This is a genomic window from Desulfopila sp. IMCC35006 (assembly GCF_005116645.1).
Classification (GTDB): Bacteria; Desulfobacterota; Desulfobulbia; order Desulfobulbales; family Desulfocapsaceae; genus Desulforhopalus_A.
This window is the reverse complement of record NZ_SWCM01000005.1, coordinates 52,394-74,779: the sequence shown is the minus strand read 5'-3', so window position 1 is coordinate 74,779 and position 22,386 is coordinate 52,394. Positions and strand designations below refer to the sequence as shown.

Below are 22,386 nucleotides of genomic sequence, written 5' to 3'. Positions count from 1 at the left end.
CTAATGGGATGGCGTTTGTGCACGTAACCCCAGAGGAAAAATCTCAAGCAGTTTACAAACAAGACGCCCAAGAAAAGAAAGCACATAGGCAGCCAAGATTGGAAATGCTGGAAGGATGCCTCCTTCAACAAAACTGCGCTCACCAGCCCCAGAAGTACCGTTGCCGTGACTATAATGAGGGGGTGTGAAATCACAAGGTCTCCCAATGACGGCGCCACATTTCGATCCGACGACCAAGGTAGCTTTCTAGCATTTCTTGAGATTGCTGATAACCAGACGCTAAGTCACGTAAAGCCTTTATTGGTGCTTCTCCTTTAACGTTCGTTGGGTTGATTATCTCTCCAAGTGTAGGTGGGTTAAATGAGTCATCGATATTCAACCAGCGATACAAGGCCTGCACGCCCTTAAGATTACCGGCAATTTCCTCAAGAATAAGGATGCATACCTGATTGGCATCGAAAATATTGAGATAGGTTTTGATGTAATCGATGTAATGCCCCCGGCGGCGATAAGCATATGGATTGACCGAAGTATTGAATGCGGCATGCTTTAGGCGATCAGATTCAGCCACAAGTGCGGTCTTGAAATCAAGTGGCTCTAGACCATGCTGAACACTGAAACGGTAATTGGACCATGCTCTCTGCACCGGGTCGCGTAGAATCATCAAGATACGGGCATTTGGGTAGAACTCTCGAATACGTTGCGCGACTGTTTCAGTTTCAATATAGGATGTACCTTTTTCGCCTAAGTAGCGTGTTTCATTTGTCCAGGAATTGAAATATGCAGCTTCGTAAAATTCCCGCCCCTTGGCATAGAGCTTATCATTTAAAAAAAACTTGGGCTCTGGTTGGACAGGCTGTGCCATCAACACATGCGGGTGAGTGTTCAAAAGATGATAGAGATAGGTTGACCCAGATCGTTGGGCTCCAATAATGAACAGATGATTCATTGGCGAACTACCTCGCTTATTTCGTAGCTACGGAAAGTACCTATTTCACGCAGAACACGTATAAGGTACTCTCCAATCACGCTTAACAGCAGAATAAGTACCCCGTTGAAAAAGGACATCAGCACCACCAGAGTGGCCCATCCCGGAATACCGACACCGTCAATCAGCGTGCGCAGCAGATAGAACAAGCCAAGCAAGAAACTGATGCCGGAAACTATGAAGCCAAACGCGGCTCCATAGCGCAGGGGTATGGTGGAATGGTTAAACATTATATTGGCTACTAGACCCAGCAATTTGCGAATTGTATAATTGCTTTTGCCCTCGGCCCTCGGAAGGTGACGTACCAAAACGTTGCAGCGATGCGCGGAATATTTGAGAACCAAGCCGGGAATATAAGGGGCCACTGAAGTGTTGCGGCAGACACGATCAACAACGTCGCGCCGGATAATGCGGAAATTACTCAATACAAGATCGTCTTTCACGTCAAATGCCGTGCGGATCAACCATCCAACCATATGGCTGCCAATGCGACGCATTAGAGAGTGTTTCTTGCTCTCGAAGTGGCCGATTACCAGATCATGGCCTTGCCGAACCGACTCGATCAATTTACTAACCTCTTCCGGTGGGTTTTGCAGGTCGTCATCCATGGTGATGACATAATCCCCTTTGGCCTCGCGGAAACCACAAAGGTTGGCGTTGTGCTGACCGTAGTTTTTTAGCAGGTTGATCGCTATCACCTCGGGAAAAGCTCTGGCCAGGCGAGTAATAACGCTCCAACTATCGTCTCGGCTGCCATCGTTGACTAAGATAATCTCGTAATGATGACCTTGCACAAGGAAAAACTCACGCACTCGATCAACAGTCTCTCCGACGATTGCAGCGCTGTTATAGACAGGGATGACTACACTATATTGCACTTAGCATCCTTGTAATCATAAGATATTTTTCTACCAATCCGGTCTGCATTTGCCATAATAGTCAGAGTATGTGATTTTTCAGAGTGGTCAGAAAGGCTTGCGCCGTCAACAACATAGATGTCATCCAACCCAAAAAGTTCACCAAAGGCGTCGGTTTCACCGTAATCCGGTCTTGCTCGCATCGGCAGTGAACAAGTATAATGTATATCGCCGCCGGGTTTTCCCACAGTAAAACTCATGGGAAGCAGTACCGCCCCGAGTTTCCAAAACACTTTTCGCAGGCGTTGTTCAGCCAGATGCATTAACTCGGGCACCTCCTTTCGAAAACCGCCCTCCACATGCAAGGAGCCATCAGTGCGCAGGGAGAGCATCGACGTTGATAATTTTCCTGGTAGAAACAAATTTCCTACGACACAGGAACTCAACAAAGCTTTGAGGAAATCAATCCCATACCGTTTGCTTAAAGGCATATGCCGCACAAATTCTGCACTGGGTATGCCTGTTGTATTGAAAAGAGAGCCAAAACCAGCGACGCCATGTTCTAGTTTAAGGGCAAATGATAATTGCCCGAGACCAAAAGCAGGTGGCCGTGCACTACCTAAAGCTTTTGGTAACCAGAGCATGAATGCAGCAATCGGGCATGCATGCATGCTTATTGGTTTATTGAGATTTAGCGCCTGTAAAGCAAGTCGAGTGGTCGCAAGAGTTCCAGCAGCGAGGATAATTTTGCTGGCAGAGATGGTTTGATTGCCCGACATATCGCTTCCCCTCACCGCTCGAAGTGCTCCAGCGCAATCAAGTTCATCAACCACGAAACCGCTTCTGTAGGTAAAATTGGAGAATTTTTTTAGAAGTTCAAGATCTTCTGCTGCCGTGTATAAAGCACGCCGATGACATCCCCACATACAGTTTCCTGACGTATCGCAGGCTTTGCGTTCTGCTCGATCTTGGCTTAGGACAGCAATACGTGAACGTCCCAGTTTGAATCCCAGCGGCGTTACGTCTGCTTTACGCTTTTCATATCTGTGCAATATTCTACTGCGCAAGTCATCAATCGGGATCGGTGGGTCAGCCCATTCATCAATGCCAAAATATTCTGAAAGATCATCCTTTAAGGCACCGCTTAAACCGATACGACGGGATACTGTCTCATAAGACGTCAAGATTTCGGATGGAGAAAAAGGGAAGTCGTTCAACTCTTCAGGAGAAAGACGGGCAATTCCGCATCCCCAAGCACTCGACAACCCGCCACGAGCTAAGGAGCCAATAGCAATGAAATCGTGGGCATTAATCCTGTTTGCAGCTTCGAATCCCTCAAAAACATAGGAAAGTGTAGGAACTCTAAGCTTTGGCGAAACGGTGTTTATATTGCGAAGAGAGTAATAATCTCGCCCAACCATCCACTCCCATTGGTTTTCGTCTTCTGCACGGCTAACCAGATAAGGTTTCGATGGTGGTTTAACCTGCATTTCTCGCCCACCATCAACTAATAATATCTTTAGACCTGCCTGTACCAAAGGAAAGGCGGCTGATACACCGGCAGGACCGCTTCCCACTACAATGGCATCAAAGTCAGCGCTCATTTTGACAACCTTGAATTACGAAATAGTATTCCCCAAAAAGGACAGGCAATCAATCGCAGAATTCGCCAGCATAGCTCCAAAATTACCGCACGCGTCATTCGACCGAGGCAGATAACAAAACCGTTATATTCACCAATTCCAAGGAAGCGTTTCGCACCCTGGACACTGGCTTCAGCAAGAACAACAGCTGTATTCAAGCGCCATGTGAATTCTTCTTCGTAGGACGTCGACTGTGCGGGAGTGTGATCTAGTAGAGCAATGGCCATAGGCGCAACAAGCAGGAATTCAGGCAGGTTTAAAGATTCACCATCTCTTATTAGTTCAATGCTACGCACATACCTTCGGATGAGAGCCGGAGTTGGTCTGACCTTCAACACATATTGCAGAAGAGCTTGGCCCTCGCGGATCAAGATTCGACGTCGTTCATTCCCCGAGCGAGTCATTCCTGAGGACAGTGGGCGCAGGGTAACACCCAATAGCTGCAAGTCGTGATCAGTCTGCATTGTTGGCAGATCAGACAAGGAACTTAACCTATCTATTCCGAGAGTTATACGTAAACGCTTTCCTGATATTAACCCTGCAAAACGGACAAGCGCAATGGGCAAGGGAATCGGTGGTCGATAGCCCCGCACGCGCACTATTGAGATTGTGCGAAGGAATTTCGTAAATGAAACTGGCTGGGTAGCACCGATATGTAGAATTGAAGATGGAATACTATTCGATTCGGCACAATGCAAGAGTGCAACAATCAGGTCGTCTATATGAACAGGTTGAACCTTAGGTGCTGGCAAGAAAGCAGGTATTACAGGCAGTCTGCGCACCGAACGCAGTAGTTCTCCAAACAAGGCACGTTCTGGTCCACCATAAACCTGCCCAGGTCGAACCACCAAACCCGCTGCGGCAAGAACCAACTTTTCTATCTGCCACTTCGTCCTGCCATAGACGGTCGGTGCATCTTTACGCGCCGTCTGGCTTGAAATGAATATGATCTTAGCATTTGCTTGCACTGCTGCTTTGATCAGATGTTTTGCCGCCTCCATCTCGATATCGGGATCAATATCGTGCGAAATCGTTGTTGCGGCGAGATGAAAAACGCTGTCGATCCCTTCAGGTAGGATGATTTCGCTGGCAGCAGAGAGATCAAATGGAATCCATTCAATGTCTTCATTTGGTCGACGTCGTGATGCTGCGATGATTTCGTGCCCTTGAGAGAGGGCATGGCGAACAAGACGTTCGCCGATATATCCAGTTGCACCTGTAACCAATAGTCTCATATTATATCGCTACCTTGTGCGATCGAGTGCAATTTTTTGCATCTATCTGAAAAAACAAATTTTTTACTAATCCAATATGTCACAATTACAAATATAACATCAGCAATGAACTTGGCAAATACGGGCTGCGTAATAGCCATTAGCACAATCGAGAGCACAACTGAAGAAATGGGCACATTCAGGGCCAGCAGCAGGAAATACATGGCAGCCTGCCGAGTTTTTCTTCCCTCACGTGAAACGACAAAAGTAAAACTGCGGTGTACAAAAAAAGCGAAAATTCCAGCCACAATCTTGCCAACAATATTAGCAATGATTGGCCCTGCTCCAAAATAGTCGAATACGATGAGGAATCCACCCATATCCAGGCCGTAAGCTAGGACCTGAACAGCAATATAACGTACAAATTTCATGCCTTTTCTTTCCTTAGAACTATAACATGATGGAGAGCTAACCAACAGTTAAATGGAGACAAAATCCCTTGTGCTAACGATAAAATAGGAATAGCCCAGTCTGGGCATAATTGTCTGAAATTTAATCCACCTGAAACAAGGTACTTCAAGTAATTGGCACAGGGTTCTGTGTGAACAATTTTCAAAGTTGGAAATTTCTGCTGGAATTCATGTTTATCCCGCACAAAGACTATATAACTGAGTGCCTGATTGGCGCCATTCATGGGACCTATAACAGGCGTTTCCCAAGAAGGAAAGTTTTTATCGAAGCCTTCTGTCTTAAAAAGTTGTTTATAAAGAAAAGAGGCAAATGGACCATAATAGGGTTCCAACAAAATCACCCCTCCTCCGGGCGAGAGCACTCTTTCGAGTTCTAGAAAGAAAAGCTCAGGACGAGGGAAATGATGAAAACAATTCTGACCGAACACAACACGAACAGACCCGTCGTCCAGATCCATATCCTCAGCATTTATTACTCGATCCAACCCCGGACCTGGGACGATGTCTGTTGCAAGCACATCCGAATATGAGCCTTTAATTGGTACCACACCCGCACCAACCTCCACCCGGATTCCTTTGGCAGAAAAAAACCTATTGTCAAGACGATGAAAGAGATGATGAAATTCTGTAAACACTTGGCGTAACATCTGCTTGTTATCCAGCATCATACTGTGAATGGCCAATCGTTCATCGCCGTCGACGTTTATGTTCTCCATCAAAGGATCACGCAATAAATCAAATAGGTTTTTCATTGCTCTTCCTTAACTCGTCAGACAACAAACTGAAGCGCTTTCTATGTCGCGACCGCTTTGGTACAGAGGAAATGTCATAGCCGATAAATGCAAGAACAAATTGCAGCCCCACTAGAATGGGCATGGCCGCCAACATTACAGTTCCCGGGGGAGTCGAGAAACCTGATCTTGCAGACGCTAGCCAGTGGTAGACTCCAAAGCCGATGCCCGAGATTAACATCAATAGACCAAGTGGCAATTCAATTGACGCAAGTGACAGGTCACGCAGGTAGTAGTTGTAGAAAATTCTTTTAAAAAAATTACGTGCATGTTTGAACACGAACTCGCCAATTATTTTTGATATTTTCAAATTGCTTATTTCATCGCCATATTTTGCATCCATCGGTACGTCTACTACTACAGCACGTAATGTATTGAGTCGAAACAGCATGTCGGTTTCGAAAAAGTATCGACGACTGATTTTTCCAAATGGCAAGTGTATGGCAACATCTGTATGGATTGCTGTATATCCATTAGTTGGGTCAAATAAGTTCCAATACCCTGAGGAAAGCTTGGTCATCAGCGACAATACCGCGTTTCCAAACAATCTCACATGAGGCATTGCGCGAACCTCCTCGAGATTGTAGAAACGGTTTCCTTTAGTGTAATCTACCTCTCCCGCGAGTATTGGTTCGACAAAATATGGAATCAAATTTGCGTCCATTTGGCCATCGCCATCAATCTTGACTATCACCCCTGCACCATCGGCAATTGCAGCTTGGTAACCAGTCATCACAGCACCACCGACTCCTTGGTTCTGCTGGTGGTACAACACCCTCACACGATTATCGAAGACATTCGTTTCGACGAACTGACCCGAGCCTTCGGGGCAAGCATCATCAATCACATAGATACGCCAAACCATTGGTGGAATAGCTGATATAACATCACTAATATGACGGGTTACCTTATAACTGGGGATTACTACAGCGATCCGTGAGTTTGTAAAAGAGGCTTCAAACAATTCAGTCTTCATTACTTGAAAGAAACCCTATTGAAAATGATAGGGATATTTGTATGACTGGAGGCGTAGACAACCGCTTTTACAGATTTGCTCGGTGCAACCACTTCCATTGTGTAGGTGGTATCGGACATTGTGCAACCGAACACCTGTATATCGGTACTGATGAAATTTGACTTCGAGTCCAGCCAATTCACCTGCATCCTTCCTTGGCTTGGCTGAATAGCACAACGAGCCGTTATGCTGTTCTTATAACGACGCCCCGGCCTTACTGGGACTATCTGATATGCTGGTGCCGACACGCTTACAGTGAGAATACCATTATATTTTTCACTTTCGTTCGTTGGAAGAACCCACCCATCTTTGGTAGATAAATCAGGATCTTTCAACAACTCTTTTTTGAATCGATAGCGGTTGTCGAGCTTCCGAATACTGATTGCCCCCACCTCAGCTAGTTTTTCTGTTGCGCCCTCAATAAACATTTTTTTGTCAGTAGATCCCCAATTGCTATCTAATATAACATAGTCAACCTCTTTTTCTATTAAAAGATGAGCAATATCATCAGCTGTTTTTGCATCGGATACTTTCGCCTGGAATTGATAGTTGTACCAATTAGGATAAAGCACGTCGGAGTCAATTCCAGCCGTCAAAGGAGACGAAAATACGGCAACTGGGGTCCTCCCTATGTTGAGTTCGTTTACTAATTTAACTGCATTTCTTATAGGTAGGCGGTTGTTTAGATAAGTTTCACGGCCTGTGTGACTCAACAACGGCTGCAATGAGAGATCACCGTAATAAGTCCCAGCTCTGAAGAATAGCAAGTTCAGTAAGACAACTGCCAATACGGCGACAGGCATTATCCTGTCTTCAATAGAGTCAGTCTGTTTAGTAGACAGCATCACACCAATACCGGCCGCCACCCAGGCAAAAGAGGGAAATATATATCTCAGGTAGGCAACAGATTGAAAAGCCAAAAAGATAGAAAAACCTGCTACTACAAATAACAGAGTGCCTTTAAACTGTCGACGAAAAACAAGCGCAAAAAAGCTTGGAACAAGTAAAACCAACCACTGAAAACCAGCAGCCCCCGGGTGGCATTCCATGAATTTTTGCGTATTGAATGTTGCCTGATAAAGTACATCCCACGTCAAACCTTTTCCAAAGATAGAAGACGAGTCAAATGCAACGGCCAGCCAAAATGGTGACTTGAAAATGTTATTAAAAAAAGGAAAAACAGGATTTGCTGTAAGATGCCAAGCTGTTGCGTAGGGAACAGCTCCGATAGCCAGGAAGAAAAACAAGCCTAAAGCAATGCTGCCGATTAAATTCCGGTGAAGCCAACTACGGTAACAATACACCAGCAAAATCATGAATACTGGAAGTATGGTAAAAGTTACTGCTTTTGTTGCTAACGCGCCTCCCAACAGAAAACCAGATATCAGCAATTGTTTTTTTTTATCTTCAGTTGATTGCAGTAATTTGAAAATCGACAATGATCCTGATATGATAAAGGATGCCCAGACAGACTCAATGAATAAACTGCTGCTTTCTGTGAATGTAAGTGGTGTCGCCAAAAAGAGAAGCACAGACCAACGAGCACCAACGGCATTACCACCAGCCCAAATTACCAAGTCACGGACTAGCCGGCATAAGACAAAAATAAAACTTACATTGATCAATCTTGCAGCTGATTCTCCCCCCAACATGTAGGCAATTGAAAAGAGCCAGTCTCCCATCATAGGCATAACCGCCCACACATATTTGGTTACGTCAAACGACCACTCATGTCTTAGTGACAGATGGGCAGGTACAAAAAGGTGCATTGCAAGCGCATCATGTCCTACCTCGGGCATAAGCGCGACAGAGAAGTAAAAAAGCGCTAAAACAACAAATAAAAGTTCTGTAAAATTTGATCTTTCTTTTATTAGTAACCTACTATATACAAGCAAAATGGTTTCTGAGATGGACTGCCATCTCAGAATGAGCGGGAGAGCCAGGGCAATCCCGTATAACCCCGGGTAGTTTATCGGGTAATGAGAAATAATTCCTACAGTGGTTCCATAGATAACAGATCCGATCAAGGCAATATAAATAGCACTTATTTCTTTAGGATCAATTTTCAGACCTTTTAGGACAATGTCACCCAACCCATATGAGCTCAACCAAAACCAGATTGTCACAAATAGCGGCCAAGTTGCGTCTGTAAGCAGAGCGATTCCACCGCAAATAAAAGCGGCCACGATCAAATAACTGACCTTAAAACATCTCGAGGCAAGAACTGCAGCCGAAAGCCCCATCAGCAGAAAGACAACATATCGACCGACGCTAGCCCAGGCAGATGCCGACGCACTCGGCCACGCCATTTGGGAAAAGCCCCATAGCGTGGTCAGCACACCACAAGCAAGCATCAATAGAACGAGAATCGACCGAAACTGATTCATGAATTTCCTATTTTTCTACAGTAGTAGAGTTCCGTGTTCAATATGCCAGTTTGACTCATATCCTCCCTAGAATAGTTGACCTCAAAACCGATACGACTCAATTGAGATTCAATATCTTTTCCATATGTGCGATACGCTAAAACGCCTACACCTTCATCGTTGTTTGCATCTCCGTGATACTCCGGTTCCAGTAAATGTACATCTCGAGACGGATCTTCAGGGTCAATTACCTGAATCCTGTTCAGGGTTTCGTGCCAGGCACGATTGTGAGGTATTGTGAAAATATAAATTCCCCCCGGCTTTAGAACGCGATGGATTTCGTTGTGAGCTCGATCATCCAGGCGCACATGTTCCATGACATCGCTGGTGATCACGATATCAAACGACTCATTATCAAAGGTGAGGCATTCGAGATTCTGATTTGTTACTCCCTTGGCAAGTACTTTGCCCAATAGCTTCTTGGGCTTGTATTGGGACAGTTCCACCTCGATCAAACCCGTTACCTTCAACAAATCAGGAAGCGGGTAAGCGCAGGTTTCGTAATAGAAAGGAAGCTGGGTATCATAAACCCGAAGTCTCTTTTTTCCGGTCAGCGGAAGAGTTGCTAATGAGGTCGAGTTATTTCCTGTCAATTCGTTGATTGCTTGTAAAATTCCCCGTGTTATTGAACGGTATCGGCTGGTAGTGCGGCAGTGTTCGCAGTTAAGCGACTCACGCCACAAGGATTCTTTTTGATAGAAAAAACGAGTCTGTTTTCCACAAACGTTACACTGACCATTAATACTTTTTTGGCCAGCGAATACTTCTGGTGCAGGGTAGGAACCTGGCTCGTTAAAATGGTTTTTTCGATACCCATGCCGAACCCACTCACCCCATTTAGCCTCGTAAATTTTCTTGTTTTCTTCAAACAGCTCTTGTCGCTCCTGTTGCTTCAACATATCGAACGAGGCTGACAGTTCATGATGAATGAACACATCCTCGGCGCATACCACTCGCAGACCTAGCTTTTCAATACGACGGCAATAGTCATCATCTTCGAAGAAACCACGGCCAAAGGCTTCATCCAGGGGACCTACGCGCTCGTAGGTTGCTCTGTTCATCATCACGCAGAAGAATGCAGCAGTCCGTAGCGGATATATTTGCCCGATGTGGCGGTATATGTAGGTGGCAGACTTAACGAGCATTTCACTCATGTCTGAGTAATGAATGTCTATCTTTGCTTCGTTGCCAATATTGTTGGTGACCGGGCCAATCAATCCGATGCTTTTGTCGCGCTTCAGGTGCCCCATTAAGGTGCGCACCCAACCTGGGGTTACATAGGTGTCGTTGTTGAGCAGGACGAGGAAGTCACCGGTGGCAATACAAAGGCCCTGATTATTGGCCGCTGCAAAACCACAGTTATCGTCGTTCAATATCAGTTTGCGACCGTCGCCAGCGGAGGCCCAGTTTTCGAGAAAATGCTTTGAGCCATCGCTGGAAGCATTGTCGACAACGATGATTTCCATGTTATCATACTGGCTATGATCGTCGAGACTGGCTAAGCATGCTCGGGTTAATGCCAAGTTGTTGTAAGTAGCGACGATTACGCTAACCCTTGCTTCATACTCCGAGGACTCCGCATGCTTGATTAGGACTTCGGCACGGTGATTCCAGGTCTGCCCTGCTGCAAAAACCTTGCGGCGCTGAATCAAGTCCTTCGGCTCTGACCGAGTCAGAACTTGATCAACAGCATTCAAAAATTGCGCTTGATTGGCGGCAATGTAGATTAATCCATCAAATTGAACCATTTCCGGTAAATCTACAGATACAATAGGCTTGCCTGCACTCAGATATTCATAGGCTTTAACTGGGTTTGTCGCCAAGGTGAGTGGAACGATATGAAAAGGCAGCAAACAAACATCGAAGCTGTATAAGTAATACGGCAGTTTATTGTACGGTACCTCGCCAATAAACTTGATATTAGGGAGTTTTCCAAGTCTGTACTTCGCATTAGCGGTATCTGCACCGATTAGCAAAATACAGCAGTCAGAGTGGTGCTTTGCCACGGCCTCAACCAGCTTAAGGTCAAACCATTCAGCAATGGCGCCATAGTAGCCAATGATGCGGCGGCCTGTGGGATCACGGTAGATGCTTTCAGGTGGTCTGGAAAAATGACCGTAATCCCCTGCGTTTCGTATCAGGGCACGATGTTGAGTGTATTGTGCAACTTCTTTGTCCAGCCAATCAGAGGTTGTTATTGTCAGATCGGATTTACCAAACAGAGCTTTTTCCAACTGCACCAAAGTCTTGCCGGTGTTGCCAAACCCCTCATGGTGATCCATGCAGTCATACACGAGGCGGCTGTTGGGTAAAACAGAAGCTACGTCGCACCAGTAGGGATGTTGGACCATAGCAACAAGTTGCTTGCTGTTTGTCCAGTCCAGAACTTCACCAATACTTGCCCTAAGCTGCCCAACGATTTCCTGATTTGGGGCTACAGTATAAATAGATGGCGCACCGTTGACAAACAACCTGATTTGAAATAGTCGGTCCGATGCTTCCAGTGCTTCGACCTCAAAGCCAGCCCGCTCATCGTCTACCAGATTTGGTGAAACATAGAACACACGTCGACTGGTTTCTGATAATGCCAGAACCAACTGCTGAGGCCGCTGATGGCGGAAATGCCAGTCAATGACGCCCCAGACTATGTAATCAGGCAACCCCTCGTGCTGATCAGCGATCTTTATAGTTGGAGTGTGGAATTTGGCCTTGCGTAAGGAACTGCGGCGCACCTTCCTCACAATTTTGCCAAACACCTTATGGTAGAAAAAACTGGACAATTTTTTCGCATGGGTTGGCAGCGGTAGGCGGTGATAACGATTACGCAGTCCTTGAGTTAACCGTTGGCGATCTTCGTTGGAAAATCCGTAGCGAGCCAATCGGGCCAAAAAACGTAAAGGCTGTGTTATACGCCAAGAGGTACTACGCTTAATAAGGTTAATAAGAGCCACCGCGGTATCCCGTTCGGTAATCGCGGTATCCCGTTCGGCAATCGCCGTATCCCGTTCGGCAATCGCCGTATCCCGTTCGGTAAATATACCGCTGAAATTGACAAGTTGCTGCATACTCGCGGAAAAATACTGACGGTGTGCATCTTCAATTAGCGCCCGGAAGGCACTTTCCGCTTTGACGCTCTTTTTTGTGCCAATGGGTGCGATTATCGGCGGTAATGGGTTACGTGAAGCAATTACAAATTGCCGATAGTAAGGAGGACGGAAATCGCAAGAATAGAGTTCACGGTTAAACTTGTCGCTAATATCCAATACAACCTTTTGAAGACCTGGAATATCCCATAAGCAAATCACAAAGCCCAGTAACTCACGCAGCCATGGTGCGTGACCGTGCCCAATCGACTGACAATGCCATCCCAACTTACTAAGCTGCTCAACCGTTTTAACTAGCGAAGGAAGGCCATACCGATAATGCTCTTCCAGCCAGGGATAATTGTGACCAAAAAATGCTCGGTACTGCTCATCGATTGCCCTGTCTGTCTCCGACGCATCTGATGAGTCCGAAGTGGGGAAACCGAGCAGCAAGGCATTGTTTCCGAGTGACGACATTCGCTCCAAGAACGCCTGTCGGTATTCGGGAGGCACATGTTCCAATACATCGACCGCAGATACGCAATCAAAAGTCTGGCCTTCCAATTCGCTGGCAAATATATTACCGGTGATATGTCCCTGACCGGAACCATTTGGGATTAATGGATCAACATAGTTCATTGTGGCATTTGGCATGAATTGCCCAAATAGACATTCTGGTCCACTGCCGATGTCAAGAACGGAATTGCCTGATCTAAACTCCGTTTGGTAAAGAAAATCAGAACAGGCTTTATAGCGGCTGTATTGGTCGAAGATCATGTTGGTAGTTATCATCGAAAAACTAGTTAACAAATATTGATTATCAATTTAGAATCAGGGAAAAATTCATATTAGGATAACGTTGGGTGAGTTCGAGTATTCTTTTTTTTTGACAATCATTCAACATTTGCCTGCCGCGTCCTGATATGCCAACATTCAAACGTGTATCTTCATTCTTTATTTCTGCCAATGAGCTAAATATTTTTTCTTTATCATCTAATAAATCGAACTTCGAAAGCAGTCGGGATATGGTTTTAGTTTTGTCATTGATCAATTCTTCATAAGTTATCCACAAAAAATCATTAGGAGCTAAATAGGTATTTACTGTCGACCATGAAGCATAAAAATTGAAGTACCAAGGAGTTACAATATCCACAAGAAAATCAAGCCGCTGCTCAAATGTGAGCATTCTATAATTTTTATCTAGATATCCCATTGGCATGTCCAATGATTCTGAAAGCAAATGGTCATGCAGGCTAATTAGTGTGTCAAAAATATTTCGAGTCAAGATTATCACTTTTAAACCATAATTTTTGATTAATCTTAAGTTGGTATTTGTGGCTCGAACATGTTGTTGTGTAATTGTATCTACTGAGTAAGCATCAATTATAGATGGCAAAAATAGGTCCTGTTCATTGCCCCCGTATTCAAAAACCATTGGACAGTTTTGAAACCCAGTAGTTTTACAGAGGGTTTTAAGAAGTAACGTCGAGCCACTTTTGGGAAAGCAGCTAATTAGAATGTGTCTTCCCCTGTGTGCCAAAGTGGAAAAAGGTTTTGAGCAAAGATTTTTCTTTGAGTCAAAGAAAGATACCTTTGATTCTACAATATTTGAACGTACATCAGTACGTGTATCAATCAAGAAAATATATAGCCGTTGTTCAAGCGAGAGGATGTCTTGAGGTATCTCTACTGTAACCAGATTTCTGTCTAAACTAACTATTGTCTTCGTTAAAATACGATTGTTAATACACACAACTGTTGAATTGCTAAGTCCGTCACCAAGAAACCACATATTAGTAGGTTGGTAGAGTTTTGTATTAGTTAGGCTTTCAACTATAATTGAATTCGGTCCGAATTTTACAATATGCATAATAATAGAAAATTATATGAGGCTATTTGTAAAGAGCTTTAATTTATTTTTCTCGCAATAACTGTCTGAATACAGAATAAAAACGAAACGGAGTGTGCATGGGCGACGTACTTGTTACGCCAAATATAATTGCATTAATAACACTCTCCTGAATGACTTTTAATAAACAAATACAAGTGTCAAAAAACAAGCATTATCAGTGATGTCCGGTTAGGAAATTGCATGGGGTTTCTTTAATCGTTTAAGGTGCTTCCTTCGTTTCCGATTTTGCACCGCTGCTTTCTCCACAGCCATTTGTGTTGCTTCATTTCGGATTTGATTGCGGAGTTGCCGTACACGGTGGATAGAAACAGGTTCCCCGTGCTGTTCTTGGCAGTAGATCGCCAAAAGAAGATAGGTGATAAGACCAGAGAGGATTTGCACCATCAGGCCATTCTTGCTTCTGGCGAAAAGGTGATAGACATTAAGGTGGCGTTTCCACCATGCAAAAAAAATTTCAATGTCCCAGCGGAGTTTGTACACCAGCGCTACCTGCTCAGCTAATAGGTCAAAACGATCGGTGGCTACCCAGTAGGATTTGCCCTCAATGGTATAACCAACAAGGTGAACAGGTTTTTTGGTTTGATTAGCATTGGGAGTTCCTAGCAAAACCATTGCATCAAAGAATACATGAGAATTTTCATGCACAGGAAACTCTTCAATAATTTCTATATGAGTATCTTCTTTAATGCGGCAAACAAAATGACAGCCATCCTGCTGCCATTGGTCAAACAAATGATGTGCCTGATATCCTCGGTCCAGCACACCGGTTTGGCCAGGGTCGATGATTCTGCTGACAAAGGGTCTTGCGGCACCATTACCCTCTGTCAGAAACAATTTACGCGGAACTCCATGATTGAGGTCGAAGCCAAGGTGCAGTTTTGCTTTTTTGGAATTTGTTCGGTATTCGGCCCAGTGTATGGAAAGGACTGAATCGATCAGGGATCCGTCTATGGCAACAAGATCACCAAGTTCGAGATATTGGGTCGGCAAAATCCCGGTCGCCTGCTTTTGCAGCTCGGTAAACACAGCAAGAAGTTGTTCAACGCCTCGGTCATTAACAAGATCAAAGAATGTTGAGTGTTTAATACCTCCAGCAGGGGCGACTAAATTCCTGGCGTAATCGTCTTCCTGCAGAGCTTGGATCAATTCACTGCCCGACGAGAACTCTTGCAGGTGGTAATATGTCAAAATATTAAGCAGCTCTTCGGTATTCATTGCCAGTGGTTTGTTCGACCTTGATCTAAGTGGTGGTATTTTAGGCATTATATTGTGTAACGGTATGAGTAATTGCCTCTGCGATGGTGCAGCATACTGCCGTGAATAAAATTTCACAAATTTCATGTCAGCCCCTTAAAAGATTTTTCTTTTAAGGGGGCGACCGAAAATATTTATTTCATTGTCAAGTAAAAAAGGACCCAACCTGTTAATATTTATTGATATTTCACACGCAATTTTCTAACCGGATATTACTGAAGCATTATGAGTCATAATTAAATACACGCAGCCCTTCTTTTGCCATGTTGGAACAGTTTTCTACCCATTCTGTAGGCATCATCGATTTCCACGCGTAACACCGGTCAACCATAAAACCCTTATCCAAATTTCGATGATGGTCGAGGTGCTTTAGGTCGTTGCCAAAATTTGCGGTGTTCAAGATTTTTTCAGAATACTGTACCCCAAGATAATTACACAGTAGAGGTAACATGTTACCTGGATTACTTACCATGTCTTCATATCGAATTCGGAAATATGGATACTGTGAATCCTCCAGAAATGTGGTCAAGTTTAAATTACTTCCTTCCCAAATTCTCGGGAAATAGGTTTCGATATCTTTCGGTGCCCATTCTGTATTTTTTAATGACATAATGACATCACGTACATCACGTACTATGTGAATAATTCGAATGTCAGACGTAAATAAACCTACTTTTTTTAGAATTCCTATAAAGCCTAAATCGTTGGGGGATTTATCTCCCACCACCTCGCGTCCCAGTTTATTTCCAATTGCTCCATAAAGTGCATTGAGAATCATTGGAAGCGAATAATCTGCGACATGAACCAAATCTCTTACTTCACTAGGGGAGAGAAACTGGCCAACACTTGGCCCAAAATCCCGTGTGGCTGGAATAAGATTTGAAATTATTTCCCGACCCACTCTGGGGTCTGAGACCCTATCTAACACAAATGCTATCGGGACAATAAAGTCCGTTTCATGAGGGATAAATATTTTATCGTGTTGATTTAATGATTCTCTTAGCAGGGTTGTTCCTGAACGGGGCGAACCAAAAATTATAAACATAGTGGTTTAATCTCAAATTTGCTATCAAAGCTAGTTATGGTTGTTATTTGCTTTGGGTTTACAACATTAATAAACAATCCATTTACAATTCGGTCAGCAAGTTTTATTTTCCTATTTAAACAATGGCTTACCCCTACAGAGATAGAGTAACTGCCAGAGTGTAGAGACGGAAGAAAAATTTCTACTGCAATATTAAATACCTCTTTCAAGGAAGATACCCTTACAGGAACACACTCTTCAAGATTAGTATTAGTGGCAGCAATTTCTTCTCCGCGAAAATTACGAAAAATATATCCAAACGAAAGCTCGGTACCTACAGGTATCGAAACGTTTATAACACTAAAACGAAGGAGAACTTTTTCATTGCTTTGAGTAGCAGAAATTTTCTGTCCATTGATATCATAAATAGCAAGCCCAATCACTTTAGCCGTTAAGTCACCTAGTCTACGATCTTGATTGGGTATTGTGGTCTCCCAAATAAATTCTCCATTTTCACTATAATTCCAGTTACTTTCGGCAGTAACGGTCTTGACTGTGCTGGAAACATTGTCAAATAGTTCGTGCAAATAGGCATCCACAACGTCGTTGGATTCTCCTGATAACCGTAACGTACCACGATCTAACCAGTATGCTTTACTGCAAAAACGTTTGACCGCCAAGCTGTCGTGAGTAACCAGCAGTATGGTCGTCCCTCCCGCTTGTAACGTATGAATTCTATCCATGCAGCGGTGAACAAATGCTGGATCTCCCACCGCCAGCGCCTCATCCACGATCAGGATTTCAGGGTCGACATTCGCCTGTATTGCAAAAGCCAGCCGGACGTACATGCCGCTTGAATAAGTCTTCACTGGCTGCTCGATGAAGTCACCTATATCCGCGAATGCAACGATCTCGTCAAATCGCATATCAATTTCTTTATTGCCCAACCCGAGCACAGCACCGTTCAAATACACATTTTCACGCCCGGTGAACTCCGGATTGAAACCTGAGCCAAGCTCCAACAAAGCTGCGATGCGCCCATCGGTTTCCACAGAGCCGCTAGTAGGAAACAGCGTGCCGCAGATCACTTGTAGCAGCGTGGATTTGCCGCTGCCGTTGCGCCCGACAATACCGATGGTTTCGCCTTTTTTGACCTCGAAGGACACATCCCTGAGCGCCCAGAATTCCTTGAAGTACTGCAGAGGATGACGACCGGTCAGTCGCTGCATCGAGGGCAAAAAAAACTGTTTCAGACGGTCGCGCGGGGTGTTGTAGATCTCGTAGCGTTTGCAAATACTCACGACGCGGATGGCGATATCAGAGGACATCGGCAAACCCCTTTCTGGTCTTCTGGAACCAGGCGTAGCCTGCCCAAGCTACGACGGTAGCAGCTGTGGTATAAACACCCAAACCCGCCCAATTTGGCAAATGCCCCCAGATCAACACTTCTCTCGCTTGCTCAATGATAAAGGTTAGCGGGTTGGCCATAATAATCGGGCGAAACCTTTCCGGCACCATGTTCAGCGGGTAAAAAACGGGGGCAAGAAACATTAGCACGGTGGAAATGATGCCGACTAATTGCCCGACGTCGCGGAGGAATACGCCTATTGATGCTAGAATCCAGGCTAAGCCAAGGGTTATGGTGATCAGCGGCAGAAGGATCAAGGGAATGAAAATCACCGTCCAGTGTAAGTAGCCGTTAAAAAATGCAAAGGCGGTCAGCAGCACGCCAAGACTGATGAGACTGTGGAACAGGGCTACGAGCATAGCAATGACTGGCAGTATTTCAACCGGGAACACGACCTTCTTGACATAATTGACATTGGCAAGAATCAATCCGGGTGCGCGGTTGAATACCTCGCTAAACAGGTTTAGCACGATCATGCCAACAAAGAGGACTACTGCGAATTGTGTTTTGCTATCGTCACCACCAATCCCACCCCAGCGGGCTTTAAAGATTTCGGAGAAAACGAAGGTGTACACCACCAGCATGAACACGGGGTTGAAAAACGACCAGGCCAGGCCCATGGCAGATCCTTTGTAACGGCCGGCAACCTCGCGCTTGGTCATCTGCACGATCAACTGGCGGTTGAACCAGAGGCTTCTGCCCAATGCAGCTAAGGAGGTGGGTTGGGCGGCGTGGGGATTGATCGCGTTTGGGATGTGGGTCATGCGAAGTGCTCCGCGTCTGCCAATGGTTTCGCCTGTTGGTCTTTGGTGGACAAAGTAGGTTCACTTTGGATGGGCCATCGGATGTCGATGGCTGGGTCATTCCAGGCAATGCAGCGTTCAAATTCGGGAGCCCAGTAGTCGGTGGTTTTGTAGAGAAACTCAGCGGTATCTGAAAGCACCATAAAACCATGTGCGAAGCCTTCGGGTATCCAGAGCATGCGTTTGTTTTCGGCGGACAGTTCGAGCGCTACGTGCTGCCCGAAGGTGGGCGAACTGCGGCGAATATCCACAGCCACATCAAATACCTCGCCCTGCACTACCCGCACCAATTTGCCTTGTGGGCGTTGAATCTGATAATGCAGACCGCGCAAGACATTTTTTACCGAGCGAGAGTGATTGTCCTGCACAAAAATTACTTCTTTGCCGATAGCTTCATTGAACTGGCGCTGATTGAAGCTTTCAAAGAAAAAACCCCGTTCGTCACCAAACACCTTTGGTTCAAGCAGGCATACCTCAGGGATTTCAAGACGAGTAACTTTCATTAAATGATCCTCTCCTTCAGCAGCTGCAATAAATACTGGCCGTAACCATTTTTAATCATCGGTTCAGCGAGACGCTCCACCTGAGCACTATCGATCCATTTCTGTCGAAAAGCGATTTCTTCGGGGCAAGCGACTTTAAAGCCTTGTCTTTTTTCGAGAACGGAAATGAACTTGCTCGCATCAAGTAAGGAATCATGGGTACCGGTGTCGAGCCAGGCGTAGCCTCGGCCCATGATTTCGACATTAAGCTGGCCTTTTTCCAGATATAAGCGGTTGAGATCGGTTATTTCCAACTCGCCACGTGCTGAAGGGTGAAGGCTTTTGGCCAGTTCGACGACCTGCTGATCATAAAAATATAAACCGGTGACGACATAATTGGATTTTGGCTTTTTGGGTTTTTCTTCCAGGGATAAAACTTTGCCGGCAGCATCGAAATCAACCACTCCGTAACGTTCTGGATCTTGTACCCGGTAGGCAAACACGCTCGCCCCTTGCGTACGGGTCATGGCGCTACCAAGCAATTGATGGATATCATGACCATAAAAAATATTATCGCCCAACACCAGAACAGACAAGTCATCGCCAATAAAAGATTCGCCGATTATAAAGGCCTGGGCCAGGCCCTGCGGCTCTAGTTGCACTGCGTATTGCACATTCAGCCCCCATTGTTCACCTGAGCCGAGAAGCTGTTCGAAACGTGGCGTGTCCTGTGGCGTGGAAATAACCAGAATGTCCCGAACCCCAGCCAGCATAAGGGTGCTGAGCGGATAATAGATCATAGGTTTATCGTACACCGGCAGCAGCTGCTTTGATACAGCCAGGGTAGCAGGGTGCAAACGTGTTCCAGCACCGCCGGCAAGGATAATTCCCTTGCGGCGCTGAGTGACCAGTGGTTTGGCGACGATATTGGGTGTATAAGGGCTTATCATGGGAATTTTTTTTGGGTTAGCCCGTTGCAGCTGACGATTTCAGCTAGAGCACGTTTTGCATGAAGCTGCCAGGGCGGTAATTCCAGGTTAAAGGTGTTGCGTATTTTTTCGGTTGTGAGTTGCGAATTCGCCGGACGTTTTGCTGGCAGGGGATAGTCCGAGGTGGGGATAGCCAGCACATTTTTAGCGGTTGCCCGAAGTTCAACGCCATGCTCAAAGGCTTCTTCCAGGATCAACCGGGCAAAGCCGTGCCAACTGGTTATTCCACTCGCTGTAAGATGATATGTTCCACTCTTTTCGATGGAAAAGGATGCATCATACTGCAGACGATACAGGCAGTAAGCGGTGACATCGGCGAGCAGCTCAGCACTTGTCGGCGCACCGATTTGATCACAGACAACTTTGAGCTCATCGCGCTCACTGGCAAGTCGAAGCATCGTTTTAATGAAATTGTTGCCTCGAGCAGCATAGACCCAGCTCGTCCGAAGGATCAGGTGTTGGCAACCCGAAGCACGGACAGCCTCTTCGCCCGACAACTTGCTTTGCCCATAGACACCAAGAGGAGCGGGGGTATCCGTTTCCACGTACGCACCGTTTTCCGTGCCATCAAAGACATAATCGGTGGAGTAATGGATCAGCCAGCTGTTCAGCAGACAGGCCTCCTGTGCCAGTAGATCGACAGCCTCGCTGTTGATGAGAAAAGCCTGTTCTGGCTCGGATTCGGCCTGGTCAACAGCAGTATAAGCGGCTGCGTTGACGATAATCTGGGGTGAGGTAGCACGAACTAGGGCCCGCAATTCCGTCAGCTTTGTCAGATCAGCCTCATTGCGTCCACAGGCGGTAACCTCACCCAATGGCGCCAGTGACCGCTGCAGCTCCCAGCCGAGTTGGCCATCTTTTCCCAACAGTAAAATCTTCATGCCTTATATTGCTTCTCCACCCACTCGCGATACGCGCCGCTGGTGATATTTGCTACCCAATCCTGATGGTCAAGATACCAGGCCACGGTTTTTCGAATACCCGATGTGAAATTTTCAGCCGGCTGCCAGTCAAGCTCGCGTTCGATTTTAGCCGCATCAATTGCATAGCGTCGGTCGTGTCCAGGGCGGTCTGTTACATAGGTGATCAGCGACCGGTAGGTCGAAAACGCAAAACCGGATCTCGGTGGAACCATTTCGTCAAGGATGTCGCAAATGGTATGCACGACCTCCAGATTAGTCTTCTCGTTCCAGCCACCCACATTGTAGACTTCTCCGACATGCCCGCCATCAAGTACCGAGCGGATTGAGCTGCAGTGGTCTGCCACATAGAGCCAATCCCTGATCTGTTGCCCATCGCCATATATAGGTAAGGGTTTTCCGGCGAGTGCGTTGTGGATGCAGAGCGGGATCAGTTTTTCGGGGAACTGATACGGGCCATAATTGTTGGAGCAGTTAGTCGTCAGGACCGGCAATCCGTAGGTGTGGTGATAGGCGCGAACCAGATGATCGGATGCCGCCTTGCTGGCCGAATAGGGACTATTCGGTTCATACCGGTTCGTTTCGGCGAACGGAGGGCTTGCCGGGGCCAGTGAACCATAGACCTCATCGGTTGAGACATGGAGAAAACGAAAATCTTTCTTCTTCTGATCCGTCAGTTCATTCCAGTAATAACGCACAGCTTCAAGCAAGCGAAAGGTTCCGACAATATTCGTTTGAATAAAATCGTCCGGGCCATGAATTGATCGGTCGACATGGCTCTCGGCGGCAAAATTTACTATAGCCCGGACCTGGTGCTTGTTCAAAAGAGCTGAAACGAGGTCATAATCAGCAATATCACCCTTAACAAAAATATGCTTTGGATCAGTTGCGATGCTTGCCAGATTTTGCAGGTTTCCAGCATAGGTGAGGTTATCGAGATTAACGATCGGTTCATCATGCAGTGCCAGCCAATCAAGAATGAAATTGCTGCCGATAAAGCCGGCACCGCCGGTTACTAGGATTGTCATTAAAACTGCACCTGGAAGAATATGTGGGAGACATGGCAAGCAAGCCATTGTTTTCTTGCAAAAAGCATAAAATAAAGTT

At 45.7% G+C, this 22,386-nt stretch carries 18 protein-coding genes; all 18 read right to left on the bottom strand.

The window, feature by feature from the left end; all coding sequences use genetic code 11:
- Positions 1 to 190 precede the first annotated feature (190 nt).
- The 18 genes from FCL47_RS10290 to rfbB all read right to left on the bottom strand — a co-directional run bounded on the left by FCL47_RS10290 (position 191) and on the right by rfbB (position 22,307).
- A complete protein-coding gene (locus FCL47_RS10290) occupies positions 191 to 949 on the bottom strand; it encodes a sulfotransferase (protein ID WP_136813417.1) in 759 nt (252 codons plus the stop codon).
- The gene (locus tag FCL47_RS10285) at positions 946 to 1,866 is read right to left on the bottom strand and encodes a glycosyltransferase family 2 protein (RefSeq protein WP_136813416.1); all 921 of its coding nucleotides are present in this window, start codon (positions 1,864 to 1,866) and stop codon (positions 946 to 948) included. The genes FCL47_RS10290 and FCL47_RS10285 overlap by 4 nt, the downstream gene beginning before the upstream one ends.
- Positions 1,851 to 3,449, bottom strand: coding sequence for an FAD-dependent oxidoreductase (locus FCL47_RS10280; RefSeq protein WP_136813415.1), 1,599 nt, complete (start codon positions 3,447 to 3,449; stop codon positions 1,851 to 1,853). Before FCL47_RS10280 ends, FCL47_RS10285 begins: the two co-directional genes overlap by 16 nt.
- Positions 3,446 to 4,723, bottom strand: coding sequence for an NAD(P)-dependent oxidoreductase (locus FCL47_RS10275; RefSeq protein WP_136813414.1), 1,278 nt, complete (start codon positions 4,721 to 4,723; stop codon positions 3,446 to 3,448). Before FCL47_RS10275 ends, FCL47_RS10280 begins: the two co-directional genes overlap by 4 nt.
- Positions 4,720 to 5,133 carry a GtrA family protein gene (locus FCL47_RS10270; protein WP_136813413.1) on the bottom strand — a complete coding sequence of 138 codons (414 nt, stop codon included), beginning with the start codon at positions 5,131 to 5,133 and terminating at the stop codon, positions 4,720 to 4,722. Before FCL47_RS10270 ends, FCL47_RS10275 begins: the two co-directional genes overlap by 4 nt.
- Positions 5,130 to 5,924, bottom strand: coding sequence for a methyltransferase domain-containing protein (locus tag FCL47_RS10265; RefSeq protein ID WP_205747276.1), 795 nt, complete (start codon positions 5,922 to 5,924; stop codon positions 5,130 to 5,132). The genes FCL47_RS10270 and FCL47_RS10265 overlap by 4 nt, the downstream gene beginning before the upstream one ends.
- Positions 5,908 to 6,939 carry a glycosyltransferase family 2 protein gene (locus tag FCL47_RS10260; RefSeq protein ID WP_136813412.1) on the bottom strand — a complete coding sequence of 344 codons (1,032 nt, stop codon included), beginning with the start codon at positions 6,937 to 6,939 and terminating at the stop codon, positions 5,908 to 5,910. Before FCL47_RS10260 ends, FCL47_RS10265 begins: the two co-directional genes overlap by 17 nt.
- Positions 6,939 to 9,365 (bottom strand): glycosyl transferase, encoded by a 2,427-nt coding sequence (locus FCL47_RS10255; RefSeq protein ID WP_136813411.1) that lies wholly within the window; start codon positions 9,363 to 9,365, stop codon positions 6,939 to 6,941. The genes FCL47_RS10260 and FCL47_RS10255 overlap by 1 nt, the downstream gene beginning before the upstream one ends.
- Entirely contained in the window at positions 9,362 to 13,264 is a 3,903-nt protein-coding gene (locus tag FCL47_RS24550; RefSeq protein WP_167496452.1) for a glycosyltransferase, read from the bottom strand. The genes FCL47_RS10255 and FCL47_RS24550 overlap by 4 nt, the downstream gene beginning before the upstream one ends.
- A gap of 43 nt (positions 13,265 to 13,307) precedes the next feature.
- Complete coding sequence (locus FCL47_RS10245; protein ID WP_136813410.1) at positions 13,308 to 14,357, bottom strand: sulfotransferase domain-containing protein; 1,050 nt, start codon at positions 14,355 to 14,357, stop codon at positions 13,308 to 13,310.
- A gap of 210 nt (positions 14,358 to 14,567) precedes the next feature.
- On the bottom strand, positions 14,568 to 15,740 hold the full coding sequence (locus FCL47_RS10240) for an IS4 family transposase (protein WP_136813409.1): 1,173 nt from the start codon (positions 15,738 to 15,740) through the stop codon (positions 14,568 to 14,570).
- A 136-nt stretch (positions 15,741 to 15,876) separates the two neighbouring features.
- Entirely contained in the window at positions 15,877 to 16,698 is an 822-nt protein-coding gene (locus tag FCL47_RS10235) for a sulfotransferase (protein ID WP_136813408.1), read from the bottom strand.
- Complete coding sequence (locus tag FCL47_RS24545) at positions 16,689 to 18,005, bottom strand: ABC transporter ATP-binding protein (RefSeq protein ID WP_167496450.1); 1,317 nt, start codon at positions 18,003 to 18,005, stop codon at positions 16,689 to 16,691. The genes FCL47_RS10235 and FCL47_RS24545 overlap by 10 nt, the downstream gene beginning before the upstream one ends.
- Positions 17,995 to 18,849, bottom strand: coding sequence for an ABC transporter permease (locus FCL47_RS10225; protein WP_136813407.1), 855 nt, complete (start codon positions 18,847 to 18,849; stop codon positions 17,995 to 17,997). The genes FCL47_RS24545 and FCL47_RS10225 overlap by 11 nt, the downstream gene beginning before the upstream one ends.
- Complete coding sequence (gene rfbC, locus FCL47_RS10220; protein WP_136813406.1) at positions 18,846 to 19,391, bottom strand: dTDP-4-dehydrorhamnose 3,5-epimerase; 546 nt, start codon at positions 19,389 to 19,391, stop codon at positions 18,846 to 18,848. The genes FCL47_RS10225 and rfbC overlap by 4 nt, the downstream gene beginning before the upstream one ends.
- Positions 19,391 to 20,320, bottom strand: a complete 930-nt coding sequence (gene rfbA / locus FCL47_RS10215; protein WP_136813405.1) for a glucose-1-phosphate thymidylyltransferase RfbA — start codon at positions 20,318 to 20,320, stop codon at positions 19,391 to 19,393. Before rfbA ends, rfbC begins: the two co-directional genes overlap by 1 nt.
- Positions 20,317 to 21,240, bottom strand: coding sequence for a dTDP-4-dehydrorhamnose reductase (gene rfbD, locus FCL47_RS10210; RefSeq protein WP_136813404.1), 924 nt, complete (start codon positions 21,238 to 21,240; stop codon positions 20,317 to 20,319). Before rfbD ends, rfbA begins: the two co-directional genes overlap by 4 nt.
- The gene (gene rfbB / locus FCL47_RS10205) at positions 21,237 to 22,307 is read right to left on the bottom strand and encodes a dTDP-glucose 4,6-dehydratase (RefSeq protein ID WP_136813403.1); all 1,071 of its coding nucleotides are present in this window, start codon (positions 22,305 to 22,307) and stop codon (positions 21,237 to 21,239) included. The genes rfbD and rfbB overlap by 4 nt, the downstream gene beginning before the upstream one ends.
- Positions 22,308 to 22,386: the final 79 nt, after the last annotated feature.

What these genes read in the sequence shown, in the direction of transcription:
- rfbA (WP_136813405.1), bottom strand. Translation starts at nt 20,320, where the DNA reads ATGATAAGCCCTTATACACCCAATATCGTCGCCAAACCACTGGTCACT.
- FCL47_RS10270 (WP_136813413.1), bottom strand. Translation starts at nt 5,133, where the DNA reads ATGAAATTTGTACGTTATATTGCTGTTCAGGTCCTAGCTTACGGCCTG.
- FCL47_RS10235 (WP_136813408.1), bottom strand. Translation starts at nt 16,698, where the DNA reads ATGTTTATAATTTTTGGTTCGCCCCGTTCAGGAACAACCCTGCTAAGA.
- FCL47_RS10280 (WP_136813415.1), bottom strand. Translation starts at nt 3,449, where the DNA reads ATGAGCGCTGACTTTGATGCCATTGTAGTGGGAAGCGGTCCTGCCGGT.
- rfbC (WP_136813406.1), bottom strand. Translation starts at nt 19,391, where the DNA reads ATGAAAGTTACTCGTCTTGAAATCCCTGAGGTATGCCTGCTTGAACCA.
- FCL47_RS10290 (WP_136813417.1), bottom strand. Translation starts at nt 949, where the DNA reads ATGAATCATCTGTTCATTATTGGAGCCCAACGATCTGGGTCAACCTAT.
- FCL47_RS24550 (WP_167496452.1), bottom strand. Translation starts at nt 13,264, where the DNA reads ATGATCTTCGACCAATACAGCCGCTATAAAGCCTGTTCTGATTTTCTT.
- FCL47_RS10240 (WP_136813409.1), bottom strand. Translation starts at nt 15,740, where the DNA reads ATGAAATTTGTGAAATTTTATTCACGGCAGTATGCTGCACCATCGCAG.
- FCL47_RS10260 (WP_136813412.1), bottom strand. Translation starts at nt 6,939, where the DNA reads ATGAAGACTGAATTGTTTGAAGCCTCTTTTACAAACTCACGGATCGCT.
- FCL47_RS10225 (WP_136813407.1), bottom strand. Translation starts at nt 18,849, where the DNA reads ATGACCCACATCCCAAACGCGATCAATCCCCACGCCGCCCAACCCACC.
- FCL47_RS10275 (WP_136813414.1), bottom strand. Translation starts at nt 4,723, where the DNA reads ATGAGACTATTGGTTACAGGTGCAACTGGATATATCGGCGAACGTCTT.
- FCL47_RS10255 (WP_136813411.1), bottom strand. Translation starts at nt 9,365, where the DNA reads ATGAATCAGTTTCGGTCGATTCTCGTTCTATTGATGCTTGCTTGTGGT.
- rfbD (WP_136813404.1), bottom strand. Translation starts at nt 21,240, where the DNA reads ATGAAGATTTTACTGTTGGGAAAAGATGGCCAACTCGGCTGGGAGCTG.
- rfbB (WP_136813403.1), bottom strand. Translation starts at nt 22,307, where the DNA reads ATGACAATCCTAGTAACCGGCGGTGCCGGCTTTATCGGCAGCAATTTC.
- FCL47_RS10265 (WP_205747276.1), bottom strand. Translation starts at nt 5,924, where the DNA reads ATGAAAAACCTATTTGATTTATTGCGTGATCCTTTGATGGAGAACATA.
- FCL47_RS24545 (WP_167496450.1), bottom strand. Translation starts at nt 18,005, where the DNA reads ATGTCCTCTGATATCGCCATCCGCGTCGTGAGTATTTGCAAACGCTAC.
- FCL47_RS10245 (WP_136813410.1), bottom strand. Translation starts at nt 14,357, where the DNA reads ATGCATATTGTAAAATTCGGACCGAATTCAATTATAGTTGAAAGCCTA.